General features: G+C 43.1%; 19 protein-coding genes. 13 read left to right on the forward strand and 6 right to left on the reverse strand.

Features of this window, described 5'->3' with window-relative positions:
- Positions 1 to 55: 55 nt before the first annotated feature.
- Positions 56 to 364 (reverse strand): isoamylase early set domain-containing protein, encoded by a 309-nt coding sequence (locus tag NWQ57_RS02755; protein ID WP_306020479.1) that lies wholly within the window; start codon positions 362 to 364, stop codon positions 56 to 58.
- A gap of 400 nt (positions 365 to 764) precedes the next feature.
- Complete coding sequence (locus tag NWQ57_RS02760; RefSeq protein WP_306020480.1) at positions 765 to 1,739, reverse strand: GlxA family transcriptional regulator; 975 nt, start codon at positions 1,737 to 1,739, stop codon at positions 765 to 767.
- A gap of 162 nt (positions 1,740 to 1,901) precedes the next feature.
- Between NWQ57_RS02760 and NWQ57_RS02765 the strand changes: the two genes are divergently transcribed.
- From NWQ57_RS02765 to NWQ57_RS02785, 5 genes are all read left to right on the forward strand, one after another.
- Entirely contained in the window at positions 1,902 to 3,707 is a 1,806-nt protein-coding gene (locus NWQ57_RS02765; RefSeq protein WP_306020481.1) for an acyl-CoA dehydrogenase, read from the forward strand.
- Between the two features lie 28 nt (positions 3,708 to 3,735).
- A complete protein-coding gene (locus tag NWQ57_RS02770) occupies positions 3,736 to 4,740 on the forward strand; it encodes an NADP-dependent oxidoreductase (protein WP_306020482.1) in 1,005 nt (334 codons plus the stop codon).
- Positions 4,737 to 5,504: an SDR family NAD(P)-dependent oxidoreductase gene (locus tag NWQ57_RS02775; RefSeq protein ID WP_306020483.1), complete on the forward strand. Its 768-nt coding sequence runs from the start codon at positions 4,737 to 4,739 to the stop codon at positions 5,502 to 5,504. Before NWQ57_RS02770 ends, NWQ57_RS02775 begins: the two co-directional genes overlap by 4 nt.
- 40 nt (positions 5,505 to 5,544) lie before the next feature.
- A complete protein-coding gene (locus tag NWQ57_RS02780) occupies positions 5,545 to 6,309 on the forward strand; it encodes an SDR family oxidoreductase (protein ID WP_306020485.1) in 765 nt (254 codons plus the stop codon).
- Between the two features lie 102 nt (positions 6,310 to 6,411).
- Complete coding sequence (locus NWQ57_RS02785; protein WP_306020486.1) at positions 6,412 to 7,011, forward strand: FMN-dependent NADH-azoreductase; 600 nt, start codon at positions 6,412 to 6,414, stop codon at positions 7,009 to 7,011.
- A gap of 56 nt (positions 7,012 to 7,067) precedes the next feature.
- Here the strand turns inward: NWQ57_RS02785 and NWQ57_RS02790 are convergent, their stop codons facing one another.
- Complete coding sequence (locus NWQ57_RS02790; RefSeq protein ID WP_306020487.1) at positions 7,068 to 7,607, reverse strand: glutathione peroxidase; 540 nt, start codon at positions 7,605 to 7,607, stop codon at positions 7,068 to 7,070.
- A 150-nt stretch (positions 7,608 to 7,757) separates the two neighbouring features.
- Here NWQ57_RS02790 and NWQ57_RS02795 point away from each other — a divergent pair, with 150 nt between their 5' ends.
- Complete coding sequence (locus NWQ57_RS02795) at positions 7,758 to 10,253, forward strand: prolyl oligopeptidase family serine peptidase (RefSeq protein WP_306020488.1); 2,496 nt, start codon at positions 7,758 to 7,760, stop codon at positions 10,251 to 10,253.
- A gap of 13 nt (positions 10,254 to 10,266) precedes the next feature.
- On the opposite strand, the gene rrtA is transcribed toward NWQ57_RS02795, so the two are convergent.
- A complete protein-coding gene (rrtA, locus tag NWQ57_RS02800; protein WP_306020489.1) occupies positions 10,267 to 10,875 on the reverse strand; it encodes a rhombosortase in 609 nt (202 codons plus the stop codon).
- Positions 10,876 to 11,094: 219 nt separating this feature from the next.
- Between rrtA and ggt the strand changes: the two genes are divergently transcribed.
- The gene (gene ggt, locus NWQ57_RS02805) at positions 11,095 to 12,798 is read left to right on the forward strand and encodes a gamma-glutamyltransferase (protein ID WP_306020490.1); all 1,704 of its coding nucleotides are present in this window, start codon (positions 11,095 to 11,097) and stop codon (positions 12,796 to 12,798) included.
- A gap of 40 nt (positions 12,799 to 12,838) precedes the next feature.
- Here the strand turns inward: ggt and NWQ57_RS02810 are convergent, their stop codons facing one another.
- A complete protein-coding gene (locus NWQ57_RS02810) occupies positions 12,839 to 13,282 on the reverse strand; it encodes a hypothetical protein (RefSeq protein ID WP_306020491.1) in 444 nt (147 codons plus the stop codon).
- A 102-nt stretch (positions 13,283 to 13,384) separates the two neighbouring features.
- Complete coding sequence (gene cysK, locus NWQ57_RS02815; RefSeq protein ID WP_306020492.1) at positions 13,385 to 14,347, reverse strand: cysteine synthase A; 963 nt, start codon at positions 14,345 to 14,347, stop codon at positions 13,385 to 13,387.
- 186 nt (positions 14,348 to 14,533) lie between these two features.
- On the opposite strand from cysK, the gene NWQ57_RS02820 reads away from it, so the two are divergent.
- The 6 genes from NWQ57_RS02820 (at position 14,534) to NWQ57_RS02845 (ending at position 20,117) form a co-directional block, all read left to right on the forward strand.
- On the forward strand, positions 14,534 to 15,370 hold the full coding sequence (locus NWQ57_RS02820) for a MoxR family ATPase (RefSeq protein WP_306020493.1): 837 nt from the start codon (positions 14,534 to 14,536) through the stop codon (positions 15,368 to 15,370).
- Positions 15,370 to 16,551 carry a VWA domain-containing protein gene (locus tag NWQ57_RS02825; RefSeq protein WP_306020495.1) on the forward strand — a complete coding sequence of 394 codons (1,182 nt, stop codon included), beginning with the start codon at positions 15,370 to 15,372 and terminating at the stop codon, positions 16,549 to 16,551. Before NWQ57_RS02820 ends, NWQ57_RS02825 begins: the two co-directional genes overlap by 1 nt.
- Before the next feature lie 14 nt (positions 16,552 to 16,565).
- Positions 16,566 to 17,720 carry an RDD family protein gene (locus NWQ57_RS02830; RefSeq protein ID WP_306020496.1) on the forward strand — a complete coding sequence of 385 codons (1,155 nt, stop codon included), beginning with the start codon at positions 16,566 to 16,568 and terminating at the stop codon, positions 17,718 to 17,720.
- A gap of 13 nt (positions 17,721 to 17,733) precedes the next feature.
- Entirely contained in the window at positions 17,734 to 18,741 is a 1,008-nt protein-coding gene (locus NWQ57_RS02835; RefSeq protein ID WP_306020497.1) for an XdhC family protein, read from the forward strand.
- Positions 18,738 to 19,343: a nucleotidyltransferase family protein gene (locus NWQ57_RS02840; protein ID WP_306020499.1), complete on the forward strand. Its 606-nt coding sequence runs from the start codon at positions 18,738 to 18,740 to the stop codon at positions 19,341 to 19,343. Before NWQ57_RS02835 ends, NWQ57_RS02840 begins: the two co-directional genes overlap by 4 nt.
- 90 nt (positions 19,344 to 19,433) lie before the next feature.
- Entirely contained in the window at positions 19,434 to 20,117 is a 684-nt protein-coding gene (locus NWQ57_RS02845) for a rhomboid family intramembrane serine protease (RefSeq protein ID WP_306020501.1), read from the forward strand.
- Positions 20,118 to 20,135: the final 18 nt, after the last annotated feature.

Genomic DNA, 20,135 nt, shown 5'->3' on the forward strand with positions numbered 1-20,135 from the left:
TCAGGGCTTAAAAAAAATCCTAGCACTCGCTATTGAGTGCTAGGACTTTCAGAGTTTAAACAGCAACCACTGAGTTTTCGTCCAAAGAAACGGGTGAGGGGAGATATTCATCCGCACTCCAATCGTTTTCCCATTCTTGATCGTTGAGCAAATATCTAAACTGATATTTTGCATCTTTTTCTAATTCGACTGTTGCGGTAAAACTACCGTCTTTTAATTTTTTCATAGGCACTGCAGCAGTGTCCCAATTATTAAAATCACCGACTAAACGCACTGATTCTGCTTCACGAGCTTCGTCTTTGCTAATTTTGAAAGTCACTTTACATACTGCTTTTGATTTTAAGTACTGCTTTTTAAAGGCCATATTAGCTCTCCGATTGGTAATAAAATTACAATAATTGGTTAAATATACATCAAAAATGCTTTTTTGACTAGCTATCTGTAATAAACTTTCACATTCAGCCAGCTAGGCTTTCCCTAAAATAGGTCGAAAACAAAAGGTATGGTTTGTTTTGGTGCAAACCTTGCTTTTTCGTGTTGCCTGTATCTTCAAGCGCTTAAGTAATTAATATTTATCAAAAAAATCTTGAAATTTAGCGTTTAGAACAGCCCTTCGTGACCACTTTTTGATGAATTTAAAAAAACGAAAAGTGGACTACGGATTACAAAAAGCAATTTTTATGCATGTTTGCCAAAATTGGCTGAGCAGGCCTACGCGCTATGCTGAGATTAAATTAGTGAGTAAATATGAAGAAAGGATGAAATTAACGTTTAAATTTTTTGGCGTACTGACTCGGAGAGAGTCCGGTATGTTTCTTAAATAAGCGAGTAAATGAGCTAAGGTCGTCATAACCCACATGGCTGACGATGCGCTGCGCACTATCATGGGACTTTTCAAGTAACTTTTTAGCTGCCTCTACCCTCAAGCCTTGCAGATATTCAAGTGGATTTTGCTCGGTAGCTTGTTTAAATCGCCGATTGAGTGTGCGACTTGTTAAGTTTACCAAATCGGCCAAATCACTAATTTGCACTGATTGGCTGAAGTGCGCTTCTAACCATTCTTGCACTTGTAATACTTCGGGATCTTGATGGTATTTTTTAGCACGTATAGACGCATATGCGGCTTGTTGACCGCGAGATAAATCAATGACATGGGCCTTAGCTGTCGTGGTCGCAACGTCATGACCACAATAACGCTCAATTAATAACAGAGCCAAGTCAAACCACGCCATACCGCCACCAGAGCAATAAATATTGTCTGAGGTTGTGATCAGTTTTTCTGCCGCTAAGTGGACTTTGGGATAGCGACTTTTAAATAACTGAGCATAGCCCCAATGGGTAGTAGCTTCACGTCCATCAAGTAAGCCTGCTTCTGCTAACAAAAAGGCGCCACTGCAATTGCTCGCAATATCTGCCCCTAGTTCATAATGTCGCTTTATGTGCGGTAGTAAATTTCGATTCTCTTGCAGCACACTTAACAACGACCCACCAATAGTGGGGATCAATAACAAGTCGGTTTTTTTAAGTTCTTCGATAGCGATATGACTGTTGATTTCAAGTTGATTAATACAGCGCACCACTTGTTTGCCGAGGGTGGCTATTTGTACTTCAAAAAATGGGGTAGGCGGAAGCCCTTGCATTCTTTGCCAAGTGACACCAGCTAAGGCAAACAAGTCTAATGCACCGGTAATGGCACTCGCATAGGCTTGATTAAACCCCAAAATTGTTACTTTAAACAAAATTTCATCCCCGTTATAAACAAAATTTTTAGCCGCCAATAACAGCCCGTTATGTGTGGCTAAAATGACCATTAATATGTCATAAATGACAATTATTGTCTCTATTAAATTTTGTCAAGCTAAGCCATGTTTATTCAATCGAAGATGTGACGGCTAACCAATATGAATACTGAGCTAATTAAAGAAAAAGAACTGCATTTCCAACTCTACGAATTATTAGACACTGAAAATCTTTGTCAGCGAGAACGCTTCAGGGAACATAACAAAGAAACCTTTGATGCTGTGCTAGACACTGCCAATAAAATCGCCACTGAAAAGTTTGCCCCGCATAATGCTAAAGCTGATGCTAACGAACCCACTTTTGATGGTACAAAAGTCACAATGATCGAAGAGGTCCAAGCGGCATTTGATGCTTATGCTCAAGCCGGCTTAATGGCTGCACGCTATGATTTTGACGAAGGCGGTATGCAGCTTCCTGAAACCATTATGACCGCGTGTGCGGGCTATTTTTCAGCAGCAAACCCTTCTTCTACTAGCTACCCGTTTTTAACTATTGCAGCAGCAAACGTGATTCGAAACTTTGCCTCAGAAGACATTAAAACTCGTTTTATGCCGCGTATGTTAAGCGGTGAATTTACCGGCACGATGGCATTAACGGAGCCGCATGCTGGTTCATCATTAGCTGACATTCATACCACCGCTTACAAAACAGATAACGGCCAGTATCGCATCAAAGGCAATAAAATGTACATTTCAGCTGGCGACCATGAATTATCAAAAAATATTGTGCATTTAGTGCTTGCAAAAATACAAGGTGCACCGGCTGGGGTGAAGGGGATCTCGTTGTTTGTGGTGCCCAAATACCGCTTAAATGAGCAGGGCGAAGTGGACCACAGCAATGACGTAGCGCTGGCGGGATTAATCCACAAGTTGGGTTACCGAGGTACCACCTCTACGGTATTGAGTTTTGGTGAAAAAGACGACTGCCATGGATACTTAGTAGGCGAAGAGCACCAAGGCTTGCGATACATGTTTTTAATGATGAACGAAGCTCGTCTTGGGGTGGGATTTGGTGCAGCTATGATTGGCTATCGCGGCTATCAATATTCCTTGGCCTATGCCAAAGAGCGCACGCAAGGACGCGTCGCACCCAATAATAAACCCAGTGATAAACCAGCGACGATAATTCAACACGGCGATGTGAAGCGCATGTTACTTGCGCAAAAATCCTATGTAGAAGGTGGTATGGCACTGTGTTTTTATGCGGCTCGCTTGGTTGACGATATTCACACCCACGAAGATGAAATTGTTCGCGCAGACGCGGCTGAGTTATTGGATTTACTAACGCCAGTTGTTAAAGCATGGCCATCAGAATATGGTCCCAAGGCTAACGACTTAGCGATTCAAGTACTAGGCGGCGCAGGTTATACACGGGAGTATCCCGTTGAACAGTGTTGGCGTGACAACCGCTTAAACCCTATTCATGAGGGCACCAACGGTATACAAGCTTTGGATCTGCTAACTCGAAAATTATGGCAAGCCAATGGAGCGGGTTTAAAACAATTACAAACTATTATGCAAAGTGACTTTAGTCACATGAAGGGTGATGATTGTCAGAAACTGATCGCACAGTTAAATCCCTATTTACAACAAATGAGCGAATTAATACCCAGTTTAGCGCAAGGACTTGCCTCAGATAAACAAGCTGTATTACTGGCGAATGCGAGTTGTTTTTTAACAGTGTTTGGGCAAATAGTGGTGAGTTGGATGTGGATCCGTCAAGCCAATGTGGCTGAAAAAGCCTTAGCTTCAGACAATCAGAACGAAGAAGACAACGCTTTTTATCTCGGCAAATTACAAGCTGCAAAATATTTTATTCATTGGGAATTACCCACTATCGCTCGCGATCTTCGCTTGTTAAGTGAAGTAGACGATAGCTGTTCAGCCATGCAAGAAGCGTGGTTTTAATCTCCGACAACAGCGAACAGGATGCAAAATGAAAAATAAACAATTTTTACTTAAGTCTCGCCCAATCGGCGCGCCAAATCGTGATAATTGGGATTTTGTTGAGACAGAGATACCTGAACTCAAAGATGAGCAGGTCCTGATCAAGATTATCTATGTGTCACTTGACCCCGCGATGCGCGGATGGATGAATGAAGGTAAATCATACATTGAACCGGTACAAATTGGTGCGGTTATGCGTGCGAGTACGGTAGGGCAAGTGGTTGCAACAAAGGATAGCAAGTTCGCGATTGGAGATTATGTATACGGCCATTGCGGTGTTCAGCAATATGCAGCCGTTAGTACGGCGGGTTTGCATAAAATTGACCCTACTATTGCGCCCTTAGAACGCTACTTGGGTGTGTTGGGTATGCCAGGTATGACAGCCTATTTTGGTTTACTTGAAACCGGTTTACCCAAGGCAGGTGAAACGGTAGTAGTGTCAGGTGCAGCAGGCGCTGTAGGCACCGTAGTGGGTCAAATTGCCAAGATAAAAGGGTGTAAGGTTGTGGGTATCGCGGGCGGTGCTGATAAATGCCGATACCTAGTTGATGAGCTGGGTTTTGATGGCGCGATTGATTATAAAAATGAGAACGTTAAAAACGCATTGAAGCGTCTTTGTCCAAAGGGCGTTGACGTATTTTTTGATAACGTCGGCGGCGACATTCTTGATGATGTGCTGACGCAAATTCGCATGAAAGCGCGGATCGTTGTCTGCGGTGCAATTAGTCAATACAACAATACAACGCCAGTAAAAGGGCCGTCAAACTACCTTAGTTTGTTAGTCAACCGTGCGCGTATGGAAGGCATTGTTGTCTTTGATAACATCGCTAATTACGCGGCAGCGGCGACTGAAATGGCTGGTTGGATAGCACAAGGTAAATTAAAAGCAAAAGAGCATGTAGTGACAGGTATCGAACACTTTCCTGAAACCTTACTGATGCTATTTAAAGGCGAAAATACAGGTAAATTAGTGCTTAAGGTAGAGGCAGAATGACAGCAATAAAAAATGTAGAGAACAAACATATTTTGATCACCGGTGGAGCTTCAGGAATTGGCGCAGCAACGGCAATTTTAGTGGCAAGTCGTGGCGCTAAGGTAGTGGTGAGTGATCGCAATACACAGCAAGGTGAAGCCGTAGTTAAGCAAATTTGTGATGCGGGAGGCACCGCCACTTTCATTGCTGCTGACGTGAGCGACGTGGATTCTGTCGCCGCTTTATTTAGCCACGCTAAGGCAATTTATGGACCCGTAAACGTTGCGATTAATAACGCGGGTATCGATCACACACCCACACCCATGCACTTGGTTGACGATGCCGTTTTTCATAAAAATGTCGCGGTTAATCTTGCTGGCGTGTGGTACTGCATGAAGCAAGAGATAATTCAGATGCTTGAAAACGGTGGCGGCCACGTGATTAATATCGCGTCTGTGGCGGGTTTGCATTCTGCTCCCAGTATTGCCGCTTATTCTGCTACCAAACACGCGGTGATGGGCCTGACTAAATCAGCAGCGGTTGAATACGCCAAAGCCAATATCCGCGTTAACGCAGTATGCCCAAGCTTTATTCGTACCCCGATGGTGGAGAACGTTTTAGCCCATGTCGATGAGCGCGTGCGCAATGCCATGATAAAAGCCAATCCCATGAAACGCTTAGGCGAAGTGCATGAGATTGCTGCCGCACTTGCGTGGCTGTGCAGTGATGAATCAAGTTTCATGACTGGTCAATCTGTGGTGCTTGATGGTGGCATGTTAGCCTAATAACCAGCATTAACGTGGTAACAAATAACGAGGAAAAATAATGAAAAAAGATTTATTTGATTTAACAGGAAGAGTCGCCTTAGTGACTGGTGCAAGCCGCGGAATTGGCGAGTCAATCGCGCATTTATTGGCTGCTTATGGGGCCAGAGTTATTGTATCGAGTCGCAAAATTGATGGATGTGAAGAAGTGGCGGCAAAGATTAGAGCACAAGGTGGTGACGCTGTTGCGATGGCCTGCCATGTGGGAGAAATGGCGCAGATTGATGCCATTTTTGACAACATTAAGCAGCAATATGGTCGATTAGATATCTTAATCAACAATGCTGCTGCTAATCCGTTTTTTGGTCACATACTTGATACTGACTTAGCGGCGTATAACAAAACCGTTGATGTTAATATTCGTGGTTATTTCTTCATGTCGATTGCAGCCGGGAAGATGATGAAAGAGCAGGGCGGTGGCGTGATTTTAAATACCGCGTCAGTAAATGGTATTTCTCCAGGTCCGATGCAAGGTATTTATTCAGTTACCAAAGCGGCGGTGATCAGCATGACTAAGGCCTTTGCGAAAGAATGTGGCCCCTTAAATATTCGCGTTAATGCCTTATTGCCAGGCTTAACTGAAACGAAGTTCGCTTCGGCGCTCACGTCTAACGAAAAGATCCTCAAAACAGCCTTATTGCAAATACCATTAGGACGCACTGCTCAACCTGACGAAATGGCCGCAGCGGTGCTTTACTTGGTTTCAGATGCGTCAAGTTATACCACTGGTACTACGGTAACGGTTGACGGTGGATTCTTGAGTTAAACTATTTAGTTCTAAAAAGTCGAACAAAAAAGTGCATTTTATGCGCTTTTTTTTCGACTAATTGTAGTTAAAACTGGGCTCCATCAACACGAGGAGCACGTTATGAAAAATGTTTTAGTTATCAATAGCAGTTTGAGTCACGACAAAGGTAATTCTAATATCTTAAGTCAAAAATTGCTTGCGCGTTTACAAGCAAGCACAGCAGTGAATGTCGTAGAGCGAAATTTAGCTGAAATGGAATTGCCACATTTAACCATGAATGAAATGCTGGCATGGGGCAGTGAAGTCAGCAGTCGCAGCGAAGAGCAAGTCGCACTTAATTCACTATCTGAACTATTTATTGCTGATTTGCAACAGGCTGACACCGTGGTTATTGGCATGCCAATGTACAACTTTGGCGTACCCAGTACCTTTAAAGCATGGATTGATCGTGTTGCCCGCGCTGGAATCACCTTCAAGTATACTGAAACGGGCCCGCAAGGTTTACTGAGCAATAAAAAAGTGTATGTGCTAGCGGCTCGAGGCGGTATGTATGCAGGCACACCTAAAGATACCCAAACTGAATACTTAAAAGACGTATTGGGTTTCTTAGGTTTAACGGATATAGACTTTGTTTATGCAGAAGGACTTGCAATGGGGCCCGATGCAGCAGCTACTGCGTGGTCGAATGCTGAGAAATCTATCTCATCACTAATAGCGTAAGTGCAGTGCTACAAAAAATGGCTGCCTCAAGGTGAATGGCCTTGAGGCTTTTTTTGTTAGTGGGCTAACGTTTTTTCTATGTCAGCAATAAAATCTTTATCGGTGGGTTTGGTGTTTGATGCATAAGAATCAACGATGTTGCCGTCTTTATCCATTAAGTATTTGTAAAAATTCCATTTAGGTGTGGTACCCGACTTTTTAGCCAACATGCGATAAAGCGGATCTACATCATCGCCTCTTACTGCTATGGTTTCAAACATGGGAAATTTTACCCCATACGTTAACTCACACAATTCAGCCGTTTTACTTTCGTCGGAAAACTCTTGTTTAAAATCATTTGACGGAAAGCCTAATACCACTAAACCTTTGTCTTGATAATCAGAATATAGTTTTTCTAAGCCTTCGAACTGCGGGGTAAAGCCACATTTACTGGCAGTGTTGACAAATAACACTGTCTTGCCTTGATAAGCTTCACAAAAATTGACGGTTTCTTGCGAATTTAACTTACGCTTCATGAATTTCAAGAGGTCAGGACATTCAGCTGCTTGGCTGGCACCAGAGCAAAATAGTAGGGCAGCGATAAGTATTTTTTTCATAACAATCCTTGGTGGGTTAAGTGTTGATTACTATATCTAAATAGTGATTTTGGATCAGTCTTAATGTTTTTATTTTTACTTGTTCATTGAGATAAACCTGCCAATAATAGCCCGCTTATATGTTATTAAAATGATCAATTATGGGGTTCTATGCATCAATTAACACGTTGTCTTTTATTGGCTTGCTCTAGCAGCTTACTGTTTGCTTGTGTGGCGAGTCAGACCAACAATCAACAGCAAACAGTAGCACAACATGTCGCCGTACCTCCTGCTATTTTGCCAGCAACCATAAAAGCGCAAACCCCGTCTACCCAGGCCACTCAACTGAGTCTAACGCAAATAATGGCCGATCCTGATTGGCTAGGTCGTCAACCAATGTCAGCATTTTGGGCGGATGATAGCCAACATATTATTTATAGCCAAAAGCAGCAGGGCAGTCCGTTATTCAACTTACTGCTTACATCACTCGATAAGCCTAACAACGCAGAAGTGATAACGCTCGAGGAGCAACACCAATTTGCTTACAAAAATCGAGTATTGAGCCCTACTAAGCAAGGGGCGGCATGGATTTTTGCCGGCAATGTATTTTATAAAGATTTAACTGACAATAGGCTCCGTCAATTAAGCAAAGATAATTCAGCACCTCACAACCTGCAATTTCTCACAGATGGTCGAGTGAGCTTTCAAAGCGGCAATAGTTTTATCGTTATTGATCCGCATAACGGTATGCGGGAAATGCACGCAAGTTGGGAGTTTGACGATGCGCCTATTGGAGTTGATGTAGCCAAAGACTACCTCGCCCAAGAGCAACAAAAATTATTAAAGGTTGTGGCGCAAAGACGAGCGGATCGCCAGAGTCAATTTGTACAAAAGCAACAATTACAACAACAAAATAGGGCATCAACCCCTCAGCCATTTTACCTTGGAAAAGATAAGGAAACAGTAGAGGCGAGTTTGTCACCCAATGGCCAATGGCTGTTGTTAGTTGTGCAGCCAAGCGGCGCCGATCGCGACAAAGGCGATATCATGCCTGACTACATAAATGATGATGGGCGGATAACCAGTGTTGAAGTGCGTCAACGTGTCGCAGATGCGAAACCCGTAGAGCAAAGTGTATGGTTGCTCAATTTATCCCGTCATGAAGCAAAACGCTTATCTTACACAGATTTACCGGGATACAACGACGATGTACTCGCGTCAGTCAAACGCGAAAATGCCGTCGCACAAGGTAAAACCTACGTTGATAATCGTTTACCTCGAACCATCAGATTAATTGATGATTGGTACTGGTCTCAAAGCCCTATTCAGTGGCATTCCCAAGGTAACAACGTCGCTGTAATGCTAGCAGCTGCTGATAATAAAGACAGATGGCTAAGTACTATCGATGTGAATGAGGCAAAATGGCGTGTTCAGCACCGTTTACACGATGATGCCTGGATTAATTACAAAATGAATGACTTCGGCTGGTTAAGCAACAGTGAAACCTTGTATTACTTGTCGGAAGAAAGTGGCTACAGTCAGCTATACCTCAAACCATATAATGCTAAAGCGCTTGCCCTGACACAAGGGCGCTTTGAAGTGAGTGAGCCAAGGATTTCAGCCGACGATCGGCATATATATTTTAAGGCAAATAAAAAACACCCCGGTATTTACGAAATATATCGTGTGTCTTTAGAGGATAAAATCACAGAAGAATTAACCAATCTCAACGGCATGACTGATTATCAATTAAGCCCAGACGAAAATTCACTACTGCTTACCCATTCAAAATTAACCATGCCACCAGAGCTGTATATCCAGACGATAGGACAAGCTGAGGCTGAGCAAATCACCCACACAGTAAGCCAAGAGTTTTTGGCCATGAACTGGTTAGCCCCTGATGTAGTGCCTATTAAATCGAGTCATACTGAGCAGGCCATTTATGCTCGGGTGTACGCCACGCCAAGAAAAGAAGGAGAGCCGCTGCGCAAAGCTGTGGTGTTTAATCATGGCGCAGGCTACTTACAGAATTCACATTTGGGCTGGTCTGATTATTTCCGCGAGTTTATGTTTCATAACTTGTTAGTTCAGCAAGGTTATGTGGTGCTGGATATGGACTATCGCGCCTCTGCTGGATATGGTCGAGATTGGCGCACTGCTATCTACCGACATATGGGTAAACCGGAAATAGAAGATTTAAGGGACGGCGTTAACTGGTTAGTGGATAACGTTGATGTTGACCGGGCAAGGGTAGGGACTTACGGTGGCTCGTATGGCGGATTCTTGACCTTTATGTCGCTCTTTACTGCACCTGATTTATTCCAAGCTGGGGCAGCATTGCGACCTGTAAGCGATTGGGCTCATTATAACTTCGGTTATACCTCTAATATCCTTAATACGCCTGATGTTGATCCGATTGCTTATGAGCGCAGCTCTCCGATTTATTTTGCCCAAGGACTTAAAGTGCCACTTCTCATTAATGCTCCTATGGTCGACAGTAACGTGTTTTTTCAAGATTCTGTGCGTTTAGTACAGCGCTTAATTGAATTAGAAAAGCAGAATTTTGAAACGGCTATTTACCCGGTTGAATCTCACGGCTTTGTTGAGCCTAGCTCGTGGCTTGATGAATATCGTCGAATTTTTAAATTGTTCGAGCAAAACTTGTAGCGCCTATCAGGCCTCACTTCTTAAGAGTTGAGGCCTTTTTTATTGAAAAGAGCTGTAATAAAACAACGATAATCAAACCGGCTAAGGTGCCATACAAATGGGCATCAACAGCAACCTTCGCTGCAATCAGATTGGCAACATCTTGACTTGCACCAAAATATTGCTCGTGAGCAACCTTAGCAATAACCCCGATCATTAACAGCCAACCAGTTTTTAACCCGTGTTTAATGTCAAAGTAGGCACCGAGTAAAAAAACGCCGTGCAATAAGCCCGATAAACCCACATACCACTGCAGCGTTTTTGCAAAAAAATAAATGCCTAAGGTCGTACACAAACTGAGTATCAATAGCATAAACAGGTAGTGACGGGCAGTGAAATATTGCCCATGTAAGGCCCATAATAGGGTCACGCCGGCCAAGTTAAGCCCTAAATGATTGGCATTGGTATGCAAAAGATTGCCCGTAAATAAACGCCACCATTCAAACTGCTCAATCTGAAGTCGGTCATAGGCTAAATAATGGCTAGCGGTGGGTTCAGTGAGAAACAATAAAACGCAGACAACCAGCAATACTAGCGGGCCGATCACATATTGCCTAGCAAGGGGTAAATTAAAAGTTAACATAGCAAAATCATTGTTCTATTTTGAGCATGGTAACTAAAATCTCACGCTTTCAATATTAAAAAATCTAGATGTATAAAAACAATTGTATATTTTTACCTTAGTGCCGTGCTCTTGTTGCAATCTATAAGCCTGCTCGTTAGTGTGTGCCTTCGAAACTACAAATATGATGAGGTTGATGTGGGAATACGTTTTCGATTTTTATGCTGTTGGGTATCGTTAATGTTGGTTCAGCCACTTGAGGCTCAACAAAGAGAAGATCGGGAACCGGAAGCCGCCACCGGAAGACAGAGCAAAAACGCTTTTAATGCTAAGAAATACATGGTTGTAGCGGCAAATCCTTATGCGTCGTGGGCCGGTAAAAATATCTTAGAAAAAGGCGGCAGTGCCATCGATGCCGCCATTGCCGTTCAAGCAATGTTAACCTTAGTTGAGCCTCAATCTTCAGGAATTGGCGGTGGGGCTTTTATTCTATACTGGGACAATAAAGGCAAAAAGCTGCATACATTTGATGGCCGTGAAACTGCACCAAAAGCAAGCAGAACCAGCATGTTTATGCAAACGCCTGACAAACCCATGTCTTGGATTGACGCAGTGGTAGGCGGTAAGTCAGTAGGCGTGCCCGGTGTACTAAAAGCCTTAGAATTAGCTCATCAGGATTTTGGAAAGTTACCTTGGCTTCAATTGTTTAATGACGCCATTAATACATCAGAGGGTGGCTTTCGTGTGTCTGATAGACTGGCCACGTTGTTAGCCTTAAAAATTCATCCTGGTTTGTACCAATTCAGAGACTCTTCGGTATATTTTTATCCTGATGGAAAACCTTTAGTAAAAGGACAGTTACGAAAAAACAGTGCGTTAGCTCGGACATTGCTGCATATAGCTGAAACTGGCGCTGATGGGTTTTACCAAGGTGAACTGGCTAAATCCATGGCCAAGGCTGCACAATTTACCACCATTAACCCAGGCGAAATCACAGAGGAAGATTTTGCTCAATATCAAGCGTTAAAACGCTCACCGGTATGTGGCGCTTATAAAGATTTTAAAGTCTGTGGGATGGGGCCACCGAGTTCTGGAGGCATTAATGTCTTGCAGATTCTGCGAATGTTAGAACCCTTTAATTTGTCGCAATATGCGCCTAACTCTCTCGAGGCGATGCACCTGTTTACTCAGGCTTCAAAATTAGCGTTTGCTGATCGCGAGATGTATATTGCGGACACAGATTTTACAGGCTTGCCAATTAGTGGTTTGATAAGCCAAAGTTACTTAAGCAGCAGAGCACGACATATTGATCTAAATAAAGACATGGGACGAGCAAGGCCGGGACAACCTTATGCGATGTTAAAAGTTGGCCAAGATAACGCTTACGAATTGCCCAATACCAGTCATATTTCTATTGTCGATAGTGAAGGAAACGCGTTATCGATGACCACCAGTATTGAATTTGCATTTGGCTCTGGGGTATTCGTTGAAGGGTTTTTACTTAACAATCAAATGACAGATTTTTCCTTAAATCCCAGCTCAATGGGTAAACCAGTATTAAATCGTGTAGAGCCGCTAAAACGTCCACGCAGTGCCATGAGCCCGACTATGGTATTCGATAAAGAGGGGCAGCTTTTTCTTGCCCTTGGTTCACCTGGCGGCAGTCGCATTATTAACTATGTTGCTCAAACCTTAATAGGTGTACTTGATTGGGGATTAGATATTCAGCAGGCTATTAACTTACCTCATGTCACTGATCGCAACGATTACACTGCCTTGGAAAAAGGGACTATGGCAGAAGAATTGGCAGAAGGTTTAAAAGCCAAAGGCCATCAAGTCAAAATAATAGATTTAAATAGTGGTTTACATGGTATTCAGATTAAAGATAACACTTTAATAGGTGGGGCAGATCCTCGCAGAGAGGGCGTAGCAGTAGGCATGTAAAAATAAAAAGGCAGCTTCTAATTTGAGGCTGCCCAAAGGCTTATTTAATACTAATTTTATCTACTTTCCATTCTTTTCCATCACGAATTAAATCCACAACGCGCATATCTTTGAGGATCTTGCCGTTGAGTTCACCTTCAAAAAAGATAATGACTTTGGACTCTTTAGAAAATTCATTCCGGCCAGCACTACCGGTGTGAGGCGTGATCTTTACCTTATCAAAGCGTAAATTTAGAACATGCCGTTGTGCATTACGGTTGGTATGGTAAGAGGAAATTAAGCGTTTCAAAGTGGGGCTGCTGAGCTTCAGCGCTTCAGTGAGATCATCATCGTGAAACATGTGATCAAAAAATTCAATGGCGGTATATTCAGGCAGGTTAGGGTCCATCATGCCATATTTGCCCATTCCTTGTTTTTTCTCTAAGCCATCACAACCAACGATCGCAGTCAGTAATAGCATGACTAGGCCTAATCTTAAGTACATGTAAGTAACACTCTTTTTAGTAGGATCTGCCTTGTTTTATAACGAATCACAAAAGAAAAGGGAAGCATAAGCTTCCCTTTGTTAAGTATATCAGCTTTAGGCTTATTGCACGTTTTCGGTTTCTGAAAACTCACCGGCAAAAAGCGGGCTACTTAAGTAACGCTCAGACGCACTGGCCAATATGACCACCACTTTTTTATCGGCGTTTTCTGGCTTTTCTGCCCAACGTTTTGCCGCAACCACAGCCGCACCAGAAGAAATACCCACTAAGATGCCTTCTTCTTTCATTAAACGATGGCACATTGCCATGCATTCTTCATTGGTGACCTGTTCTACCGCATCAACCAAGTCTAAGTCGAGGTTGCCAGGAATGAAACCAGCGCCGATCCCTTGGATTTTGTGTGGGCCCGGGGTTAAAGGTAAACCTGCTTTGGCTTGAGTAATAACCGGCGAATCAGCTGGTTCGACCGCGACAGAGGTAATGGTCTTCCCCTTACTTTTTAAATAGCGGCTAACACCTGTCATGGTTCCGCCAGTACCGACACCTGCGACAAAAATGTCGACTTCGCCATCGGTATCATTCCAGATTTCAGGCCCTGTGGTAAGTTCATGAATTTCTGGGTTAGCAGGGTTCTCAAACTGATGCAAAGGAATAAATTTTTCAGGATCGGAAGCAACAATTTCGTTAGCTGCTGCTACTGCGCCCTTCATGCCTTTAGCGGCTTCAGTTAACACTAAATTTGCACCGAGTGCTTTTAAAAGTTTGCGGCGCTCTAAGCTCATTGAGCTTGGCATAGTGAGGGTTAATTTGTAGCCTTTTGCTGCAGCGACAAAAGCCAATGCAATACCAGTGTTACCACTGGTTGCTTCAACCAGTTCTTTACCTTCAGTCAGTATGCCTTTTTTTTCTGCATCCCAAATCATGTTGGCACCGATACGGCACTTTACGCTGAAGCTTGGATTACGCGCTTCAATTTTTGCGTAAACGTTACCACCGCTAACGCGATTTAGTTTGACCAAGGGGGTTTTACCGATGGCTAATGAATTATCGTCGTAAATTTGCATTTTTATTTCCTTGCTATTTTTAGATGAACCCAGTTCAAATCAATTGGAATTTATCACTATTATTGATACGTATTGAGCACAATTCTGTTTTACCATGACAAGATTAAGGCGAAGTACGTAAATTCAAAGTGCTATTTCGCTATATCTTATGGTTAATCATTTGTTAATTTGAATTAGAGGTCATGAATGTCGTTTAAAGGAACCGAAAAATACATCGCTAGTCGCGAATTACAACTCGCGGTCAACGCCGCCATCACACTAGAAAAACCATTATTAATCAAGGGTGAACCAGGAACGGGTAAAACGATGTTAGCCGAACAATTGGCACAAAGTTTAGGTGCGGATCTCATTCAATGGCATATCAAATCAACCACCAAGGCACAACAAGGTTTATATGAATATGATGCCGTTTCGCGTTTACGCGACTCGCAATTAGGCGATGACAAAGTTCACGATATCGCCAACTACATCGTAAAGGGAAAACTGTGGCAAGCGTTTGAGTCAACTAAACGCACCATTTTATTAATTGATGAAATCGATAAAGCCGACATCGAGTTTCCAAATGACTTGCTTTTAGAGTTAGATAAAATGGAATTTTTTGTGTACGAGACTCAGCAGCTTGTAAAAGCCGCGCAGCGTCCCATCGTCATTATTACCTCAAACAATGAAAAAGAGCTGCCAGATGCCTTTTTACGTCGCTGCTTTTTTCACTACATTCAATTTCCAGACGCAGATGAAATGCGAAGAATAGTTGATGTGCATTACCCTGAGATCAAAAAAGACTTATTAAACCAAGCCCTCGAAGCATTTTTTGGACTTCGTGATATCCCTGGTTTAAAAAAGAAACCTTCGACATCTGAGTTAATAGATTGGTTGAAGTTATTAGTAGCAGAAGATATTCCTGCAGAAGCCTTGCAAAATAAAGACGGCAAAAAGTCGATACCGCCTTTGTACGGTGCGCTACTTAAGAACGAGCAAGATATTCATTTGTTTGAAAAATTGGTCTTTATGGCGCGTCGCTAATGTTAGTGGATTTTTTCTTTAAATTACGCGACTACCAATTACCAGTGAGTTTGCGTGAGTTGCTCGACTTACTCGAAGCCTTAGAAAAAGGCGTTATTTTTGCCAGTGTTGATGATTTTTATCACTTGTCTAAGTTGATCATGGTCAAAGATGAAAGTCATTTTGATAAATTTGATCGCGCCTTTGCAGATTATTTTGAAGGCGTTCAAAGTCTTGATTTGTTTGGTAAAGACATTCCTGAAGACTGGCTAAACAATGCCTTAAATCGTTTTTTTACTGAAGAAGAGAAAGCTAAGATTAAAGCCATGGGCGGCCTTGATGAGCTAATGAAAAAACTGCAAGAGCGTTTAGCTGAGCAGGAAAAACGTCATCAAGGGGGCAATAAGTGGATTGGTACTGGCGGCACGTCTCCCTTTGGGGCCAATGGTTATAATCCCGAGGGCGTAAGAATAGGCCAGCAAGGTAATCGTAATTTTTCAGCGGCAAAAGTTTGGGAAAAACGCGAGTTTAAAAATTTATCGGGCGACGTCGAACTCGGTACCCGAAACATTAAAGTCGCACTGAGAAAACTGCGAAAATTTGCCCGCAGTGGCGCCACCGAAGAACTGGATATTCATACCACCATTGGTGCTACGGCCAAAAACGCGGGTTTGCTTGATATTCATATGGTGAAAGAGCGCCACAATGCAGTAAAAGTATTGATGTTTTTTGATGTTGGCGGCTCGATGGACGCCCATATCAAAGAATGTGAGGAGCTTTTTTCGGCGGTGCAAACGGAGTTTAAGCATCTCGAATTTTTCTATTTTCACAACTGTGTTTATGAAGGTGTATGGAAAGACAACAAACGCCGAGAGCGCGAAACCCTATCAGTGTGGGACATTATTCATAAATACGGCCGTGACTATAAAGTTATCTTTGTGGGGGATGCGACCATGGGACCTTATGAAATTACCTATCCCGGTGGCAGTGTCGAACACTGGAATGAAGAACCTGGTGCCACGTGGATGCAACGTTTATTACATCATTTTGAACATGCTATTTGGTTAAATCCTCAATTAGAAGACTATTGGAATTACTATCATTCGATTACAATCATGCGAGAGCTACTCGATGAACGCATGTTTCCTTTAACACTTGACGGTCTGAGCGAGGGCATAAAAAGCTTAATTAAGCGCCACTAAATTTTGGGTAAAACATGCACGTTGAAAACGAAGTCCTTGGGCAAAATCAGCAAGATGAACATCATTTAACCCGCAAAGAAACCCGTCAAATTGTTACGCCTTATGCGTTTCATGTGTCGCCTGAGTTGTTTGGTACTGCGTTGGCACGGCCCATAAAACGCGCTATTGCCATTGGTATTGATGCCTTGTTAATCGCAATGTTATCGCAATCAGCCAGTTTTCTATTAGCCGGTGTGGCGGCGGTAACCTTTTTTCGTGCTGGTAATCGTTTGAAGCTAAAAAAGCGTTTTAATGCTGGGCGCCTCGCACTTAGGTTTATTGCCGCTTCGTTACTGTTTATATTTGCTCTTGGTGTGTTCGAGACATTTGAACTAAATCAACCGAAAAATGACGGAGCGACAGACTATACCGAGATAAGCGGCAAAGAAGCATTGGCTGTGGTGGCAGTGACCACTAAGTATATGCTCTCGGCGAATGCCTTAGTAGAAAAAGTAGACTCAGGTGAATGCCCTAATACGTATTTGTGTTGGCAGTCCTTAGGTAATGACTTAGCTGAATCGCTTAATGAGTTAGCCTTACCCGAAAAAGAAGCGCTCGATATACTCGAAGGTTTACTCGATATGGCTGAGAAGCAACTTTCTGCACAAGAAAAAAGTGCGATGTTAAGACAATGGCAAGATCAACTTAAGTTTCAAGAAGCTGAACTTGATAATAAATTAGTGGATAACAGTGAAGGTCAATTGCCTGCTGAGTCACTTGCATCCGACCAAGCGGTGCCTACGCCAAAAGACGAGAGTGACGCCCCAAACGAGCAAAAAGAACCCGGTATTTTGGCTTGGTTTGAAGGCATCATGGAAGATTTAGGCTTAGGCTTTGGTTGGGCAGCGTTTTATTTTTCTATTTTTACCGCTTGGCTTCGTGGGCAAACGCCGGGCAAAAAGTTATTAGGTATTAAAGTCATTAAACTTGACGGTAAAGAGCCCAATCTTTGGGAAAGCTTTGGCCGTTATGGTGGCTACGGGGCGGGTTTTGCCACCGGTTTGCTAGGGTTTTTACAAGTGTATTGGGATCCAAATCGTCAAGCCATACAAGATAAAATATCTCACACCGTCGTGATCGATTTACGTATTGCTAAAATCGACTTTATTCCTGAAAATCAATCAGCATAACTATTAGTGAATTATGGCAAATCAATTAGATAAACTCCTCGGCCATTGGCTGCCTCAAAGAGATGCTCAACAATGGGTATTGGCTACCATAATAAACACCGAAGGCTCTTCTTATCGTAAAGCAGGCGCCATGATGATGATTAACGACCTTGGCCAATATTTTGGCATGTTAAGCGGTGGTTGTTTAGAGTCTGACATCATGCGACAAGCAAGACGCTGTTGGGATAATGCCCAAAATCGTATCGTAAAATATGACATGCGCGAAGAAGAAGATTTAGCATGGCAACTTGGTATAGGCTGTGGAGGGATGGTCGAAATTCTTCTGCAACCCGTGAGTCAGGCAAATGATTACCTGCACTTACATACTCTTTATGGCTTACTGCAAAATAATCAAGCCGGCACCTATGTGCAGCGTATTGATCAAGCAAAACCTTATAATCAATTAAGCGAGGCCTTGACTCAAGATGCGCTTAAAAATAGTGGTATTCAGCAAATTGACAATGAACGCTATTTTTCGCAAACCATCCGCAGTGCCTATTTCTTAGCTATTTTTGGTGCAGGGGTGGATGCCCGTCCTGTAGTAGCAATGGCCGCCGCCCTCGGTTGGCAAGTGCTATTGCTCGACCCTCGCAGCGGTTACGCACGAGAGGGGTATTTTAACGACGCGCAGCACATTATTAGGCAACCATTCGAAGAACTGAGCCAGGCAAGATGGTTGCAACAAATAGACGCCGCTTTAGTACTGACCCATAACATAAAATTAGATGCACAAGCCCTCAGTTTGTTGCAGCACAGTGCGGCCAGTTATGTGGGATTATTAGGGCCTTTACATCGAACCGAACGGGTTCTTGCGCACGCTAGGTTATCTAAACAACATTTACACTATCCTTTGGCGAATCCGGTTGGTTTGCGCTTAGGCGGTGAGTTACCAGAATCAATTGCCTTGTCTATGGTGTCTGAGGTGCATGCCTTCTTAGAAAAAACGGACGCACAATCTATTAGCCGCATAGTAAAGCCATGACATTACACACAGTCATTTTAGCTGCGGGCAGCAGTCAACGCTTTTTCGGCATCAAACAATTGGCCGAAATTAAGGGGCTGAGCCTGCTTGAACATACTATTAATTGTTATAAAACAGCCCTTGGTTACCTTGCACAACGTGCTGCTTTTACGATTGTGGTTGGGGCTAACCAAAACAAAATAATTGCGGCCGTCGGGCAGCATATTGAGTGTTATTATGCGCCTAACTGGTCCTTAGGAATGGGCCATAGTTTGGCTGATTTTATCAAAAACGTCGCACCTACAAGCACTCATGTATTAGTAGGTTTGGCAGATCAAATAGCATTGCAAAGTGAAGACATTCAACGATTAATAAAAGTACATCAAGAATTTCCTGAGGCTATTATCAGTGCCCGCTACAATAATGTAGTGGGCGCCCCGTGTATTTTTCCGAGGAGCTATTATATTCATTTATCTGAGTTACGAGGTGACAAGGGTGCAAAAAGTGTTCTCGAACATTTTGCCAATCATGTTGTGACGGTAGATATCCCCAATGCCCAGTTTGACGTTGATACTCCAGAGGATTTTAAAAAAGCTAAATCGTTGGCCCAGTTTAAAGCCTAGGCTCAGCTAAATAGACAATGGCCGAGTCAATAATGCAGAAAATTGGCCTTTTAAACTTTAAATTAATGTTATGTGCCGCATATAAGGTGAATGAAAAAATATAGCCGTTTTCGTCAAAGTATTATAGTTAGCTCGCTACTGGTATCGTTACTATGGTGCTTAAAATCTGCTGAAATACTGTTTCATTGGCCTTTGTCTTGGATGGGTCTTAGACCTCTTGACGTGTCTGGGTTGCTGGGTATTTTAACTGCGCCCTTGGTGCATGGATCGCTTGAGCATTTGTTTAATAACACCTTGCCGCTGATTATTATGGGCACCATGCTGGCGCTAGGCTACCCCAAAGTATGGGCCAGAGTGTTAGCGCTTATTTGGTTGGTTTCTGGCTTTGGTGTGTGGCTGTTTGCCAGAGAGGCTAACCATATCGGAGCAAGTGGTATCGCCCATGGCTTGTTCTTTTTTATATTGGTGGCCAGCATATTTCGCCGAGATAAGAGCTCTGTTGCTATTATGATGATAGTATTTTTGCTGTATGGCGGTATGACAATGACGATATTTCCGCGAGAAGAATACATCAGTTTTGAATATCACTTTTTTGGCGCGCTGGCAGGTGCGCTCGCTGCTTTGCTTTGGCGAAATGTTGACCCTCTGCCACCTGTGAAGCGTTACCGCTGGGAAGTCATTCAAGAAGATGATCCTATTATCGGCGATGAGTGGCAAGTAGAAAGTCAGCAAGCTGAGCGGCAAGACATTTCTGCACGGCTTGGACCACCCTAACTGACTAACACAATAAGG

The organism is Paraglaciecola sp. (assembly GCF_030730205.1).
GTDB lineage: Bacteria > Pseudomonadota > Gammaproteobacteria > Enterobacterales > Alteromonadaceae > Paraglaciecola.